At 65.8% G+C, this 14872-nt stretch carries 17 protein-coding genes and 3 tRNA genes; 9 read left to right on the top strand and 11 right to left on the bottom strand.

The features are described from left to right. Positions 1–45 precede the first annotated feature (45 nt). The gene (locus ABB30_RS09870) at positions 46–471 is read left to right on the top strand and encodes a DUF2752 domain-containing protein (protein WP_057638138.1); all 426 of its coding nucleotides are present in this window, start codon (positions 46–48) and stop codon (positions 469–471) included. Between the two features lie 22 nt (positions 472–493). Here the strand turns inward: ABB30_RS09870 and ampE are convergent, their stop codons facing one another. From ampE to ABB30_RS09845, 5 genes are read right to left on the bottom strand one after another with little or no spacing between them, the layout of a single operon-like run. Continuing rightward, positions 494–1339 carry a regulatory signaling modulator protein AmpE gene (gene ampE / locus ABB30_RS09865; protein ID WP_057638137.1) on the bottom strand — a complete coding sequence of 282 codons (846 nt, stop codon included), beginning with the start codon at positions 1337–1339 and terminating at the stop codon, positions 494–496. A 25-nt stretch (positions 1340–1364) separates the two neighbouring features. After that, complete coding sequence (nudC, locus tag ABB30_RS09860) at positions 1365–2264, bottom strand: NAD(+) diphosphatase (protein ID WP_057638136.1); 900 nt, start codon at positions 2262–2264, stop codon at positions 1365–1367. A 43-nt stretch (positions 2265–2307) separates the two neighbouring features. Further along, positions 2308–2697 carry an iron-sulfur cluster insertion protein ErpA gene (erpA, locus tag ABB30_RS09855; protein ID WP_057638135.1) on the bottom strand — a complete coding sequence of 130 codons (390 nt, stop codon included), beginning with the start codon at positions 2695–2697 and terminating at the stop codon, positions 2308–2310. 33 nt (positions 2698–2730) lie between these two features. Beyond that, positions 2731–3147 carry a bactofilin family protein gene (locus ABB30_RS09850; protein ID WP_057638134.1) on the bottom strand — a complete coding sequence of 139 codons (417 nt, stop codon included), beginning with the start codon at positions 3145–3147 and terminating at the stop codon, positions 2731–2733. A 5-nt stretch (positions 3148–3152) separates the two neighbouring features. Beyond that, the gene (locus tag ABB30_RS09845; protein WP_057638133.1) at positions 3153–3875 is read right to left on the bottom strand and encodes a DUF6776 family protein; all 723 of its coding nucleotides are present in this window, start codon (positions 3873–3875) and stop codon (positions 3153–3155) included. Between the two features lie 140 nt (positions 3876–4015). Between ABB30_RS09845 and ABB30_RS09840 the strand changes: the two genes are divergently transcribed. From ABB30_RS09840 to ABB30_RS09830, 3 genes are read left to right on the top strand one after another with little or no spacing between them, the layout of a single operon-like run. Further along, positions 4016–4636 (top strand): DUF4126 domain-containing protein, encoded by a 621-nt coding sequence (locus tag ABB30_RS09840; RefSeq protein ID WP_057638132.1) that lies wholly within the window; start codon positions 4016–4018, stop codon positions 4634–4636. Positions 4637–4669: 33 nt separating this feature from the next. Then, complete coding sequence (locus tag ABB30_RS09835) at positions 4670–6643, top strand: EAL domain-containing protein (RefSeq protein WP_057638131.1); 1974 nt, start codon at positions 4670–4672, stop codon at positions 6641–6643. 6 nt (positions 6644–6649) lie between these two features. Then, positions 6650–8992, top strand: a complete 2343-nt coding sequence (locus tag ABB30_RS09830; protein ID WP_057638129.1) for a hybrid sensor histidine kinase/response regulator — start codon at positions 6650–6652, stop codon at positions 8990–8992. A 91-nt stretch (positions 8993–9083) separates the two neighbouring features. Here ABB30_RS09830 and bfr read toward each other — a convergent pair whose 3' ends face one another. From bfr to ABB30_RS09815, 3 genes are all read right to left on the bottom strand, one after another. Then, the gene (bfr, locus tag ABB30_RS09825) at positions 9084–9554 is read right to left on the bottom strand and encodes a bacterioferritin (RefSeq protein WP_057638128.1); all 471 of its coding nucleotides are present in this window, start codon (positions 9552–9554) and stop codon (positions 9084–9086) included. A 205-nt stretch (positions 9555–9759) separates the two neighbouring features. Further along, positions 9760–9969, bottom strand: a complete 210-nt coding sequence (locus tag ABB30_RS09820) for a (2Fe-2S)-binding protein (protein ID WP_057638146.1) — start codon at positions 9967–9969, stop codon at positions 9760–9762. A gap of 99 nt (positions 9970–10068) precedes the next feature. After that, positions 10069–10689 (bottom strand): RNA pyrophosphohydrolase, encoded by a 621-nt coding sequence (locus ABB30_RS09815; RefSeq protein WP_057638127.1) that lies wholly within the window; start codon positions 10687–10689, stop codon positions 10069–10071. A 120-nt stretch (positions 10690–10809) separates the two neighbouring features. Between ABB30_RS09815 and ABB30_RS09810 the strand changes: the two genes are divergently transcribed. From ABB30_RS09810 to ABB30_RS09800, 3 genes are all read left to right on the top strand, one after another. Then, a tRNA-Met gene (locus tag ABB30_RS09810) sits at positions 10810–10886 on the top strand. A gap of 9 nt (positions 10887–10895) precedes the next feature. Continuing rightward, positions 10896–10970 (top strand) — tRNA-Gln (locus ABB30_RS09805). A 90-nt stretch (positions 10971–11060) separates the two neighbouring features. Then, positions 11061–11135, top strand: a tRNA-Gln gene (locus ABB30_RS09800). A 305-nt stretch (positions 11136–11440) separates the two neighbouring features. Here ABB30_RS09800 and rpsI read toward each other — a convergent pair. Both rpsI and rplM read right to left on the bottom strand, forming a co-directional pair. Further along, positions 11441–11833, bottom strand: coding sequence for a 30S ribosomal protein S9 (rpsI, locus tag ABB30_RS09795; protein ID WP_057638126.1), 393 nt, complete (start codon positions 11831–11833; stop codon positions 11441–11443). Positions 11834–11835: 2 nt separating this feature from the next. Continuing rightward, positions 11836–12264, bottom strand: a complete 429-nt coding sequence (rplM, locus tag ABB30_RS09790) for a 50S ribosomal protein L13 (protein ID WP_057638125.1) — start codon at positions 12262–12264, stop codon at positions 11836–11838. Between the two features lie 192 nt (positions 12265–12456). On the opposite strand from rplM, the gene coq7 reads away from it, so the two are divergent. Further along, a complete protein-coding gene (coq7, locus tag ABB30_RS09785) occupies positions 12457–13101 on the top strand; it encodes a 2-polyprenyl-3-methyl-6-methoxy-1,4-benzoquinone monooxygenase (protein WP_057638145.1) in 645 nt (214 codons plus the stop codon). A gap of 81 nt (positions 13102–13182) precedes the next feature. Here the strand turns inward: coq7 and speD are convergent, their stop codons facing one another. After that, complete coding sequence (speD, locus tag ABB30_RS09780; protein WP_057638124.1) at positions 13183–13977, bottom strand: adenosylmethionine decarboxylase; 795 nt, start codon at positions 13975–13977, stop codon at positions 13183–13185. A 203-nt stretch (positions 13978–14180) separates the two neighbouring features. Between speD and crp the strand changes: the two genes are divergently transcribed. Further along, entirely contained in the window at positions 14181–14870 is a 690-nt protein-coding gene (crp, locus tag ABB30_RS09775) for a cAMP-activated global transcriptional regulator CRP (RefSeq protein WP_057638123.1), read from the top strand. Positions 14871–14872 lie beyond the last annotated feature (2 nt).

Genomic DNA, 14872 nt, shown 5'->3' with positions numbered 1-14872 from the left:
GCGTGCAATGACCGCTGCCGACACCGGCAGCGGTCATTGCACGCCATGCTCAAGCCACTGCAATCGTTGATGCAGCACCGCTTCGCCACTGCCGGGGCCATTGCCGTGGCCGCCGTCGGTGCGTTCGTGGTGCTGCGTCATATCGACCCGAACCAGCCGGGCAGCGTGCTGCCGCCGTGCCCGATCCATGCCTTCACCGGGCTGTTCTGCCCCGGCTGCGGGGCTACCCGCACCCTGCACGCCCTGGCCCATTTCGACCTGGCCACGGCAATGGCGATGAACCCGCTGCTGGTGCTCAGCCTGCCGGCACTGGCCGTGCTCACCGCCTACGGTGCCGGCGTGTTGCCGGCCGTGCTGCTGCCACTGGCCCGCCAGCTGTGCCGGCCCATTGCCTGGGGCGTGCTGCTGGCCGCCTATGCCGTTGCCCGCAACCTGCCGTGGGCACCGTTAAACTGGCTGGCACCGGGCTGAGCGACAGCCGCTGTTGCCAGCCTCAGCCCAGCCATACCGCCAGCTGCCAATACAGCATCAGCGCACACCACAGGCCCACCGTACGCCAGCTCAGGCGCATGGCCCGGCGCAGGTCCGGCTGCCGCTCCCATACCGGTTGCTCGCGCGGGGCCGGTTCGGTGTGCGCCGGCAGGGCCGCGGCCATGCTGGCACCGAGCAAGCTTTCCACTGACGGGGCCTGCCAGCGCCCCTGGCCCTGCCAGGCCCGGATCACCGGGCTGCAGTTGCCCATCAGGGCAAAGGAGAACACCGCCAACTGGCTGACCGGCCATTCGGCCAGGGCCAGCACCCCACGCAGGCGTTCGTGCGCGGCCAGGCTCAACGGCCCGGGCTGCTGCGCGGCACTGGCCAGCAGACGGTAGGCCAGCACCCCGACCGGGCCGATCACGATGAACCAGAACATCACCCCCAGCGCGCGCCGCAGCAGGGCCACGGCCACGGCCTGGGTGATCGGCGCGCTGTCGCGGTCCGGCTCGTTCATGTCCTGGCGCAGCACCGCCTGCCCCTGCGCCTGGCTGGACGCATCCTCGGCATAGATCAGCGCTTCGACATCACGTTCCAGGTCACGCGGGCCCCAGCACAGCACCACCATCAGCACGCTGAAAACCGCGCCGGGCATGCCATACAGCCAACCATGCAACGCCCATTGCAGCAGCCCCACCAGAAACAAGGGGGCCAGCCAGGCCGGCAGCCAACCCCAGGCCGACTGCCCGGCCACCAGCCGCAGCCAGTGCGGCCACCAGGCCAGTGCCGCCTGCCGCCACTGCGCCACCGGCAATACCTGGGCTACCAGAATGGCCAGCACCGTGGCCACGACTGCAACCAACATGTCATCTCCCGCAGCCTGGCCGCGCCTATTGATCGGCGCGATCGTACCAGTGGGCGATCAAACTCCGTGCGATGGAAAGTTCGCCCGGCAGGTCGATCTGCGGGTGTTTGCCGGCCAGCGCCAGGCCGATCTCTTCACGGCTGTACCAGGCGGCGTGTTCCAGCTCGCCATCCACCTGCGGCTGCCCGCCCTTGGCGCTGGCGGCAAAGCCGAGCATCAACGCGCCGGGGAACGGCCACGGCTGGGCCCCCTGATAGCGGCAACTGGACGGCACGATGTGGATCCGGGTTTCCTCGTGGACCTCGCGCACCACCGCCTGCTCCAGGGTTTCACCGGGTTCGACAAAGCCGGCAATCAGGGAATGGCGGCCCGGGGCCCAGCCGGCCTGACGGCCGAGCAACAACCGGCCCTCATGCTCCACGGCCACGATCACCGCTGGGTCCACGCGTGGGTAGTGCTCAAGCTGGCAGCCCTGGCAACGGGCGACAAAGCCGGCCTTTTCCAGCCGCAGCGGGTGACCACAGACACTGCAGAACCGGGTCCGCTGCTGCCAGTGCAGCATGCCGCGGGCATAGGCGAAGCGTGCGGCCAGCGCCGCCGGCCACTGGCTGGCCGCCTGGCGCAGCTCCAGCAAGGGCTCGGCCGCGCCCTGCGCATCGATCCGCGCAAACCACGGCACCTCGTCGCTGCGGTCGATGCCCAGGAACAGGGCGTCATCGGGCAGGGCATCGGGCTGGCTGGCGCTTGCCGGCTGCCATTGGCCATCGGCAGCCACCACCGCACGCAACTGTGGGTCCAGACGCAACACACGCGCACACGGCCACAACGCGGCCAGCGCGTCCGGGTCATTGCGCAGGGGGTCGGCTCGGTCCAGCCCGGCCTCGGTATAGGCGTGGGCGGCAAACGCGGCAAAAGTCGGGTTCATGTTTGCCAGCCTGCCCGCTTGCGGGCCGGCCGGCAAGCGCGCTTCAGACGCTGAAGCTGGAACCGCAGCCGCAGGTGGTCTTGGCGTTGGGGTTGCGGATCACGAACTGCGCGCCGGTCAGGCTCTCGCTGTAATCCACCTCGGCCCCCATCAGGTACTGCAGGCTGAGCGGATCCACCAGCAGGGTCACGCCCTCGGTGACGATGGCCAGGTCATCCTCGGCACGGTTCTCGTCGAACTCGAAACCGTACTGGAAGCCGGAACAACCGCCGCCCTGGATGTATACCCGCAGGGCCAGATCGGCATTGCCTTCCTCGGCGATCAGCTCGCGGACCTTGGCCGCCGCGGCAGCGGTGAACTGCATCGGGCGGTCAAGGGACTGGTAGTCAGGCGCCGGGGCGGCGGCCCCGGGCAGGGAAATCAGCGTGCTCATAACGCATCAGGATGGGGGTTGCCCCCCACCGATTCAAGCGTTGGATGCGGCCAGCTTCAGGCTGACAGGGGCCGATTCAGTCTCTTCGGCCGAAGTGTGCAGCAGACGCCCGGTCAGCTGGGCACCGGCAGCCATTTCCACCACCTGGTAGTGGACGTTGCCGTTGACCCGGGCCGAGGCGGTCAGTTCCACGCGCTCGCTGGCGTGCACATCGCCGTCCATACGGCCACTGATGACCACGGTGGAAGCCACCACCTGGCCCTCGATCACGCCGTTTTCGGCGATGGTCAGCACCGCCTGGGCACCCTCGGTGGCGATCAGCTTGCCGATCACCTTGCCCTCGACGTACAGGCCGCCGGCAAATTCCACGTCGCCACGAATGACGACCTGCGGGCCGATCAGTGCGTCCACGACCATCTGGCTGTCACGCCCGTTCTTCTTCCCCAACATGGATGTCATCCCCCTCTGGCGCCGGTGGCCAGTTTCCAATCAAAAACCTGCGTGGTATTGCCGCCCGAGCCGGAAAGGCTGACCCGTACCCGCTGCGGCGTGAAATCGGCAGGCAGCATCACGCTGCCATTGAGCTGCTGGAAGTAGCGGAACGAATACGCCTGTCCTGCCACCGCCTGCCGTTGATGCAGCCCGTCCCAGCTCACCGTGGTCAGCTTGCCGCCCTGTACGCCCTCCACGGAGAAGCGCATCTGTCCCTGGCTGATCGCACCACGGTTGAGGTTCTGGGTAAGCACCACAGTGTAGTGCCAACTTCCCGCCGCTTCCTGGCTGAATTCCACAGAATGGGCATTGAGGCCTTTGCGTTGGCTGGTGGATCCGACCAGACGCTCGTAAAAAGCCACATCGGCACGCAGGCCGGCAATCTCTTCCTCACGCTCGGCAAGCGAGGCCTGCACATCGGTCAGGGCGGCCCGGCTGATCCGGTCCGAGGCCTGGGCGGTGGCCTGCTGGCGGGTCAGTTGTTCGATCTGCGATTGCGCCTTGGCCAGGGCCTGCGACTCCTGACGGGATCCACCGCCAGCGGCGCCACCCATGCCGGCAGCCAGCCAGGCCACCAGCAACAGGGACAGCAGCCACAGTGGCAGCAGCCACCAGTAACGCCGCCATGGCGTGACCTGCGGGCCATCGGGCACGATCCTGAAGCGTTTCGGGCTGGGGGATGTCATCACCTTCTCCTGACAACAGCCGTGTGGGATACGGCCGGCAAGCGAGTGTAGCCAGCAAGCCGTGGACAAGGGAAAACTGGCAATGTCTGCCGCCATCGCAGATAGTTGTGGTCCTCACTCCCGTTCATGGGTGTATTGCCATGTCTGAAGCCCATATCTTCACCATCGGTATCCTGCTGGCATGGCTGGCCGGCATCCGTGTCTACCTGACCGTGTTCGGCGTGGGCATTGCCGGTGCCATGGGCTGGGTGGACCTGCCGCCGGCCCTGCAGGCCACCACCTCGTGGTGGGTGCTGGGCACCTCCGGCGCGCTGGCCGCGGTGGAGTTCTTCGCCGACAAGCTGCCCGGCGTGGATTCGATCTGGGACCTGCTGCAGACCCTGACCCGGGTCCCGGCAGGTGCCTTCCTGGCGGCCGCCGCGCTGTCCCCGGACGGCGAACTGAGCAATGGCGTGCTGGCCGCTGGTGCCGGCGTGGCCCTGACCAGCCACAGCATCAAGAGCGGCACCCGGATGCTGCTCAATACCTCCCCTGAGCCGGCCAGCAACTGGCTGGCCTCGCTGTGGGAGGATGCCGTCGCTGTTTTTTCCCTGTTGCTGGCCGCTATCTCCCCTGTAGTGGCCCTGGTCTTCGTGCTCGGTGCCAGTGTGCTGATCGCCGCGTTGATCTGGATGACCTGGTCGCTGCTGCGACGTGGCATCCGCCGCTTCCTGGCACGCCCCGAGCGTGATGTTTCCGTCTCACCGAACGCTTCCCCCTGATCCACCGGGTTGGCGGCCTGTAAAGGAGTTTTCATGGCCAAGCACGACACCCCCTCGCGTCCCGTCCGGGCGGAAACCCCGCCGGCCGATTACGCACAGCGCTGGAACAATGCCCCGGCAACCGCCGGGATAGCGACCGCTGCGCAGGAAAGCGCAGCCACGCCCGCCAGCGCCGAGGCTCCTGCCGCCATCGCATCGTCCATCAACCCGCCGGAACTGCCGCCGGCCATGCCTGCCGCCCCCATGGCTGCCCCGGCACCGGCGCCGGTACTTGCTCCGGCCACCCCTGCCCCGGCCGCCACGCCCGCGCTGGCCGATGTCACCGCGACCCCGTTCCGCGTGCTGGTGGTCGAGGATGACCGCTCCCAGGCCCTGTTCGCGCAGAGCGTGCTGCATGGTGCCGGGATCGAGGCGGTGGTGGAGAACGACCCGTTCGCCGTGCTCACCCGCCTGCCGGAGATCAAGCCGGACCTGATCCTGATGGACCTGCACCTGCGCGAGATGGACGGCATCGCCCTGACCCAGAAGATCCGCCAGCAACCGCACCTGCAGCTGCTGCCGATCGTGTTCCTGTCCGGTGACCCGGACCCGGAACGCCAGTACGAGGTGCTGGCCATCGGTGCCGATGACTTCCTGGCCAAGCCGATCCGCCCGCGCCACCTGATCGCCGCGGTCTCCAACCGCATCGCCCGTGCCCGCCAGCAGGCCATGGCCCTGGGCCTGGCCCACCCGCCGGTGGCCATTGCCGTGGACAGCGCACCGCCGGCACGCCCCAACACCAACCCGGAGACCGGCCTGCCCACGCGCCAGTTCGTGCTCGGCCAGCTGGACACCCTGCTGGCCGAAAAGCGCAGCGGTGGCCTGCTGTTTGTCGAAGTGGCCGGCGCGATCGGCCTGCGCGAGCGTTACGGCTATGCCCATTTCGAACGCCTGATGGTCAAGGCCGGCCACCTGCTGCTGGGTGCGGCCCGCCCGCACAGCCTGGCCCGCCTCAATGACAACAGCTTCCTGGTCCTGGCCCCGGGAGTGGAGCCGGTGCAGCTGGTCAGCCTGGCCCAGACCCTGCGTGACGGTCTGGCCAGCGAGGCCCTGCCGGCCGGCCAGAGCGACCACATCAAGCTGCGCGCCAGTGTCGGTTATGCCCCGCTGGATGCCGGTTTTGCCGATGCCAGCCAGGCCATCGATGCGGTCGAGCGCACCACCCTGGATGCACGCCTGCTGCCCGGTGCGGTCGCCCAGTGGCAGCCGCGCCCCACCCCCAGCCAGCAGGAGCACCTGAAGCTGCTGGAAGGCCACCTGGAACCGGCCTACCAGCCGATCGTGGCGGTGGCCGACAGCAGCAGTGCCCAGTTCCAGGTGCTGCTGCGCCTGCGCCAGGCTGACGGCACCCTGCTGCCCGCCGCCCAGGTGATTCCGGCCGCCGAGGCCGCCGGGCGCATCGCCGACCTGGACCACCAGGTGATGGAGCACGCGCTGGACCTGCTGGACCGCTATCGCCACGCGACCCTGCCGATGCGCCTGTTTGTGACCCAGTCCGCACGCACCCTGATGGCCGACGGTTATGCTGAATGGATCAGCCAGGCCCTGCGCAGCCGCAATGTCGGCGGCTCCAGCGTGGTGATCGACATCCGCATGCCCGATGCCCTGGTGCACGGCTTTGTACTGGCCCAGCTGGCCGACCGCCTGGGCCAGTCCGGCATCCGCCTGTGCCTGAGCCAGTTCGAGGCCTGCAACGACGCCAATGCACTGCTGACCATGATGCCGGTGGCCTATGTGCGTCTGTCCGCGCGCTTTGCCAGCGACCATGCCGATCCCCAGGTGCGCCAGTTGCTGGCCAGCACCATGGAGCTGGCACGCAGCGTCAATGCCCAGCTGATCGCCCAGCAGATCGAGGACGCCCAGGCGGCCGCGGCGATGTGGATCAGTGGCATCGATTACATCCAGGGCAACATGGTCCAGTCCGTCGGCAACGACCTGGACTTTGATTTCCACAACAGCACCTTGTAAGGCCACATGAACCGCATCGTCGTCCGCCCTGAATTGATTGCCCCCGGGCTGGCCGCTGCGGCCGTGCTGATTGCCCTGCTGGCCACCGTTGGCCTGGCCCCCCAGCTGCTGGCCTTCGTGGCCGGCGGCCTGGCCGCCGCGGCCGGCTGGTATGCCTGGCATGCCCACCTGCGGGCAGTGGCGCACAGTGCCAGCCAGGACGATGCGGTCACCCATGCACTGAGCAACCAACGCCGGCTGCAGGCCGAGAACGAACGCCTGACCCGCGAGCTGCGCCGGCATGACCAGCTCAAGGCCGAGCTGGTCCAGGCCAAGCAGGCCGCCGAAGCGGCGGTGCTGGCCAAGGGCGAATTCCTGGCCACCATGAGCCATGAGATCCGCACCCCGCTCAACGGCATCATCCCGATGCTGGACCTGCTGGCCCGCGGCAACCTGGACCGGGCCCAGCAGCAGATGCTGCATACCGCCACCCTGAGCTCGCAGCAGCTGCTGAGCATCGTGGACGACATCCTTGATTACTCCAAGCTGGAAGCCAACAAGCTGGAGCTGGAAAACACCGCGCTGAACCTGCGCGGCGTCTGCAACGAGGTGATGAACCTGCTGCAGGGCTCGGCCGAGCAGAAGGGCCTGCGCATGCAGGTGGAGATCGACCCGGCGGTACGCCTGTCGGTGCGTGGTGATCCGGTCCGCCTGCGCCAGGTGCTGGGCAACCTGGTGGTCAATGCGATCAAGTTCACCGAAAAGGGCCAGGTCGGGATCAAGGTCCGTCGCCTCGGCGAGACCCCGACCCAGCACCTGCTGCGCTTCGAAGTGATCGATACCGGCATCGGCATCGAGCCGGACCAGCTGAGCCGGCTGTTCTCTTCCTTCGCCCAGGCCGATGCCTCCACCACCCGCCTGTACGGCGGTACCGGGCTGGGGCTGGCGATCTGCAAGCGCATCATCGACCTGATGGGCGGGCGCATCGGCGTGCACTCGCAGCCGGGCCAGGGCTCGACCTTCTGGTTCGAGGTGCCGCTGGCCAAGGTGGTCGGCGACCTCAACCTGGATGACGAACAGGCCCGTGCCCTGCAGATCCTGCTGGTGGGCAACGAACACCGCCTGCGCCAGCGCCTGGAGCGTCTGGTGCCGGGCTGGGCGGCCAACCTGATCTGCGTGGATACCGCCCACGAGGCCCTGGAACACCTGCGCCTGGCCGGCCAGGGCCAGCTGGTGCGACCGGACGTGGTGGTGGCCGATTGCGACGCCCTGCGCCAGACCGTACACGCCCTGCACCGTGCGGTGACCCGCGGCGACGCCTCGCGTCCGCTGCGCCTGGTCTGGCTGCTGGGGCAGACCCCACTGGCCGACGAACTGCACGAGGACAGCCAGCAACTCAGCCGCAGCGCCGGCGATGGCGAGCTGCGTCATGCGATCGCCCCGATGCCGGTGCAGGAACAGCCGGCCAGCGTGCTGCAGGCCGCGCCTGCAGCCAGCCCGGTGGCCGACGTGGTGGAACACAACCTGTTCGACCTGTCCGGCATGCGCGTGCTGCTGGTGGAGGACAACCCGGTCAACCAGATGGTGGCCCACCGCATCCTGGATACCTTCGGCATCGAGGTGCTCAGCGCCGACAACGGCGCCCAGGCCCTGGCCCTGCTGCAGGACGAGCTGGTCGATGTGGTGCTGATGGACTGCCAGATGCCGGTGCTGGACGGCTACAGCGCCACCCGCCAGTGGCGCGACCGCGAACTGCTCAGCGGGCAGAAGCGGCTGCCGATCATCGCCATGACCGCCAACGCCATGGCCGGCGACCGCCAGCGCTGCCTGGAAGCCGGCATGGACGACTACCTGTCCAAGCCGGTGGAACCGGCCGGCCTGGCCAAGTGCCTGCGCCGCTGGTGGCAGGCCGAGCGTCCGGTAGCTGCGGCACATGCCCCCGGCGCGGAAGGCGCTGCGACCAACGGCAGCAACGAGACGACCGAAGCCATGCCGTCGGCACCGCTCTCGCAGAGCGCCCTGCCAGCGCTGGACAGCAGCGTGCTGGACGAGCTGGCCCAGGTGATCGGCAGCCAGACCGCCAGCGTGATCAAGCTGTTCCTGGATGACGCCCCGGTGCTGGTGGACCGCATGCAGCTGGCCAGCCAGGACCACGACCTGGAAGCCTTGCGCGAGGCCGCGCACAGCCTGAAATCAGCCAGTGCCAATGTCGGTGCCCTGGGCCTGGCCGATGCAGCGCGCCGCATCGAACTGGGCGCACGCGGCAATGCCCTGGACAACCCCAGCGTCGCCGTGGCCCTGTTGATCGCCGAATTCGCCCGCGCACGCATGGCCCTGCGTGGCTGGCTGGCACGCTTCCAGGCAAGCTGACCACCTCGCACAGCGCAACTACCGGGCATGAAAAAGGCGGGCAAGTGCCCGCCTTTTTCGTTGCCCCGCGGCCGGCTGGCCGTTGGCCCCTTCAGTCTTCCAGCTTGGTCAGCAGGTAGTTGGCCTCACCGATGCGCTCGATCAGCTCCAGCTGGGTATCGGCCCAGTCGATGCGCTCTTCCGACTCGTCCAGCAGGCGGCTGAACAGGTCACGGCTGACGTAGTCACCCACCTGTTCGGCGTGCACCACGGCTTCGCGCAGGATCACCACCGCATCCTGCTCCAGGGCCAGGTCGCAGCCCAGCACTTCGGTCGGGTTCTCGCCGATGCGCAGCTTGCCCAGGGCCTGGAAATTGGGCAGCCCTTCCAGGAACAGGATCCGCTCGGACACGGTGTCGGCGTGCTTCATCACCGCGATCGAGGCCTTGTAGTCATGCCTGGCCAGGCCATTGATGCCCCAGTTCTTGAGCATCTTGGCGTGCAGGAAGTACTGGTTGATTGCGGTGAGTTCGTTGTAGAGCACCTTGTTCAGATGCTGGATGACCTTGGCATCGCCCTTCATGGCCGTGTCCTGTGCAAATCGTGGGAACCGCTGCACTTTACCCAAAGCCGCAGCGCAATGAAGGAACGCGAATCGTGATCAACTGCAATCGCCTTGCCCCGGGCGGGCAGCGCCTGGCGCACAGGCCGGGCCAGCATCGCCAACGCAACGAAAAAGCCCCTGGCCAGGGCCAAGGGCTTTCATCACTACGCCAGCAACGGCAGGCTCAGGCGACCTTGGCCAGGCCCAGCACCGGCAAGCCCAGCGGGGCGGTGTTGCGTGCCTTGTCCAGCAGCTCGGCGGCCATGTCCAGGCAGGAGCCACAGGTGGCGCCGCAACCGGTACGCATGGTCAGCTCGGCCACGCTGGCAACGCCCTGTTCGGCGGCCTCGCGAATCTGGTGGTCGGTAACTCCATTGCAGATGCAGACGTACACGTGATTGACCCAGCAACTGGCCGGAATGGCCTGATGGGCATTTGAATGCAAATGAGAACGGTTGTCAAACCCATGCGTGAATGCTTATCAACCACCCAGTCAGGTCGGGGCTGAGTCCGTTTTGACCTTTTTCGGCCAGTAGCCACGTTTGCGCGAACGCTTGCGCGGCCGCTCGTCGCCACCCACGCTGCCCGGCAGCCAGGCCTCGGCCACGCTGGTGGGCATGTTGCCGATCTGGGTGGAGGCGGCGGTGTCGGCCATCGGCGCCAGATGGCGCAGGGCCCGCGCATAGACGCCGCGTTTGAACATCACCACGTGCTCGACCGGATACCAGAAATCCACCCAGCGCCAGTTGTCGAACTCCGGCGTCTCGTTGGCATCCAGGCGCACGTTGTCCTCGTCACCGGTCAGGCGCAACAGGAACCAGACCTGCTTCTGGCCGATGCAGACCTGGCGTTCATTGCGACGGATCGCCCGCGGCGGCAGCCGGTAGCGCAGCCAGCCGGGCGTGCAGCCGAGTACCTCGACGTGCTCTGGGAGCAAGCCGGTCTCTTCCTGCAATTCACGGTACATGGCCTCAACCGGGGTCTCGTCACTGTTCATGCCACCCTGGGGGAACTGCCACCCGTCACGGCGTACCCGGCGCGCCCAGAACACCTGGCCATCACCACGCATCAGAACAATGCCGACATTCGGCCGGTAACCGTCCGGATCGATCACGATGCGGACTCCTGAAATGACTCTACTGGTAAGGACAATGCCACGCGGTGCGATTTGCCACAAGGTTACAGAAAAGTGTTGACATGGCAGATTGAGTGCTCAATAATGGCGTCCTCCCAAGGCTATGTAGCTCAGCCGGTTAGAGCACAGCACTCATAATGCTGGGGTCGGTGGTTCGAGTCCACCTATAGCCACCATGGGAGTATAGCCCCGTCGCCAAGCGGTAAGGCATCTGACTCTGACTCAGACATTCGGAGGTTCGAATCCTTCCGGGGCTGCCAAATTCAAAGACCAGATCACTGATCTGGTCTTTTTTTTCCAGGACCCCAACCTGCCCTGCGGGACGTCAGCACTGGAAACGCAACACCCCTAGCCCCGTCGCCAAGCGGTAAGGCATCTGACTCTGACTCAGACATTCGGAGGTTCGAATCCTTCCGGGGCTGCCAATTCAAAAGACCAGATCATCGATCTGGTCTTTTTTTATGCCCGCCACATGCAGCACACGCCAACAAGACGCAGCGCGCAAGGCCTTCGGCCATAAATGCCAGAAACATTACACCGGACTTGAGACCACATCCGGCATCCGGCATCCGGCATCCGGCATCCGGCATCCGGCATCCGGCACAAGCCAACAACCCGCCCGCACCGCCCACAAGACCCCAGGCCACGGAAACGAAAAAACCCGGCACGAGGCCGGGTTTTTCCTGTCGCAACCTGGCCCACCGAAGTGGACCAGACAGCCTCGCAGCGATTAACGCTTGGAGAACTGGGTAGCGCGACGTGCCTTGTGCAAGCCGACCTTCTTACGCTCGACTTCACGGGCGTCACGGGTCATGAAGCCAGCCTTGCGCAGCTCGGACTTCAGGGTTTCGTCGTACTCAACCAGAGCGCGAGCGATGCCCAGACGGATCGCACCGGCCTGGCCGGTGGTGCCGCCGCCAGCGGCGGTGACCAGGATGTCGAACGACTCGGTGTTGTTGGTCAGTTCCAGCGGCTGACGCACGATCATACGTGCGGTCTCACGACCAAAGAACTCGTCCAGCGGACGGCCATTGACGGTGATGTTGCCGGTGCCCTTGCGCAGGAACACGCGGGCGGTGGAGGACTTGCGGCGGCCAGTGCCGTAGTTTTGAGTGATAGCCATGATTAGATATCCAGAACCTGCGGCTGCTGTGCGGCGTGCGGATGCTCAGTGCCAGCGTAGACCTTGAGCTTGCGGTACATGGCGCGACCCAGCGGGCCCTTCGGCAGCATGCCCTTGACGGCGATTTCCAGAACGCGCTCCGGGTGACGCTCCAGGGCCTGCTCCAGGGATTCGGTCTTCAGGTTACCGATGTAACCGGTGAAGCGATGGTACTTCTTGTCCTTCAGCTTCTTGCCGGTAACGTGGATCTTCTCGGCATTGATGATGACCAGGTAATCACCGGTATCAACATGCGGGGTGTAGGTCGGCTTGTGCTTGCCGCGCAGACGGCGAGCCAGCTCGGTGGCCAGACGGCCCAGGGTCTTGCCCGAGGCGTCAACGAGGTACCAGTCGCGCTGGACGGTCTCGTTCTTTGCAGTGAAAGTGCTCATAAAGAACTCTAGTTAGGTCGGGCTGATTGCGGCGGATTGCCCACCGGAACTTTGCCACGCGTTGTAAAGGGTGAAGCTCAAGCGGCGAGATTGTACGCGAGCACCCGCGGCAATGCAAGTTGTCCACAGACTGGCTTGGCAGTGCCCCCTGCCGGCGGCGACAATCGTTCATCCCTACCGGAGGCCATCCAGATGCCCGCCGTGCGCACCCCCACCCCGATCGACCACCTGTTCACCGAAGCCCAGCGGGCACTGGACACGGTATTTGGCAACCCGCCAGCACAACGCGCCTATCCCGGCCGCGATACCGCCGATGTGGTCATGGACGCCCCGGCCCGCACCCATGCGGCCGGCCTGATGCGCATCAACCATGTCGGCGAGGTCTGTGCCCAGGGCCTGTATTTCGGCCAGGCCGCCGTGGCCCGCGAGCCGGCCACCCGCGCCCACCTTCTGGAAGCGGCCCAGGAAGAAACCGACCACCTGGCCTGGTGCGCGCAGCGCCTGCGCGAGCTGGACAGCCGCCCCAGCCTGTTCAACCCGCTGTGGTATGCCGGCAGCTACAGCATCGGCCTGCTGGCCGGCCTGCGTGGCGATGGCTGGAACCTGGGCTTTGTGGTGGAGACCGAGCGTCAGGTCGAGGCCCACCTGGACGAGCACCTGGTTGACCTGCCGGCCGAGGACCTGCGCAGCCGCGCCATCCTGGCGGTGATGAAGGAAGACGAGGCCCGTCATGCCGACCACGCCGAACAGGCCGGTGCGCGCATCCTGCCCTTCCCGATCCCTGGCGTGATGGCCCTGGCCTCCAGGGTGATGAAGGGCGTGGCCTACCGGCTATAAGCGCCGCGCCATCGCACATGCGCAAAAGCAACAAGGCCCGGGCTTGCGCACCGGGCCTTGTCGTTTGCAGCGTACCTGCGCTTATTCGCTCAGGTTGCGGCCGTGGAACAGCTCTTCGATCTCGCGCTTGAGCAGCGCTTCGATCTTCATGCGTTCCTTGAACGAGATGTTCTTGGCCTTCTCTTCGAACAGGTACTGGTCCAGGTCGAAGTCCTTCAGGTGCATCTTGGTGTGGAAGATGTTTTCCTGATAGACGTTGACGTCGAACATCTCGTAGCGCGACTTGATGTTCTTGGCCAGGAAGTTCTGGATCGAGTTGATCTTGTGGTCGATGAAGTGCTTCTTGCCCTTCACGTCACGGGTGAAGCCGCGCACGCGGTAGTCCATGACCACGATGTCCGAGTCGAAGCTCTCGATCAGGTAGTTCAGGGCCTTCAGCGGCGAGATCACACCACAGGTGGCCACGTCGATGTCGGCACGGAAGGTGGCGATGCCTTCCTGCGGGTGGGTTTCCGGATAGGTGTGCACGGTGATGTGCGACTTGTCCATGTGCGCCACCACGGCATCGGAGATCAACTCCTTGCCGGCGGCCTTCTTGTCGATCACCGGTTCCTCGGAAATGAGGATGGTCACCGACGCGCCCTGCGGATCGTAATCCTGGCGGGCGATGTTCAGGATGTTGGCTCCGATGATCTCGGCCACATCGGTGAGGATCTGCGTGAGACGATCGGCGTTGTACTCCTCGTCGATGTACTCAATGTAACGCTGACGTTCTTCTTCCGTACGTGCGTAGCAGACGTCATAGATGTTGAAGCTCAGCGCCTTGGTGAGGTTGTTGAAACCCTGCAGCCTCAGGCGAGGCAACGGCTTGACCACGGGCGTGGTTCCTGTAGTTGGGAAAAGGGGGGGCATTATGGGGCAAACATCGGTGCAGCGGAACGTAGTCACGTTCACAAGTCAGCCTGCACCCCGGAATGTGACACTCTATACCCTGTCAATTGCCAAACCGTGCGCCACCGCACGGTTTGCCGCTGTCCCTCCCCGCGTTTAAGCTTCAGAATCCTCGCCGTGAAGTCACTATGAATACAGGGAATGCCCACATCGTGTCTGCCGTGCGTATAACGACAAGTCCGCTCATGCTCGACAACGTTACCGTTGATCGTTTCCTGGCCTACAGCCATCGCCGCCGTTATCCGACCAGGACCGACATCTTCCGCCCGGGCGACCCGGCCGGGACGCTGTACTACGTGATCAGTGGCTCGGTCAGCATCATCGCCGAGGAAGACGACGACCGCGAACTGGTCCTGGGCTACTTCGGCCCCGGCGAATTCGTCGGTGAAATGGGTCTGTTCATTGAATCCGATGCCCGTGAGGTGATCCTGCGCACGCGCAGCACCTGCGAGCTGGCCGAAGTCAGCTATGAACGCCTGCACCAGCTGTTCCTGGGCCCGCTGGCCCCGGATGCGGCCCGCATCCTGTATGCGATCGGTTCGCAGATCTCCAAGCGCCTGCTGCACACCAGCCGCAAGGCCAGCCGTCTGGCCTTCCTGGACGTCTCCGACCGTATCGTGCGCACCCTGCACGACCTGGCCGAAGAGCCCGAATCGATGAGCCACCCGCAGGGCACGCAGCTGCGCGTCTCGCGCCAGGAACTGGCCAGGCTGGTCGGTTGCTCGCGCGAAATGGCCGGGCGTGTGCTCAAGAAACTGCAGGTCGATGGTGTGCTGCATGCCCGCGGCAAGACCGTGGTGCTGTACGGTACACGCTGAGG

Origin of the sequence: Stenotrophomonas ginsengisoli (genome assembly GCF_001431485.1) — a bacterium.
GTDB classification, from domain to species: Bacteria; Pseudomonadota; Gammaproteobacteria; order Xanthomonadales; family Xanthomonadaceae; genus Stenotrophomonas; species Stenotrophomonas ginsengisoli.
The sequence above is the reverse complement of the archived record's forward strand: the minus strand, read 5'-3'. Positions and strand labels throughout refer to the sequence as shown.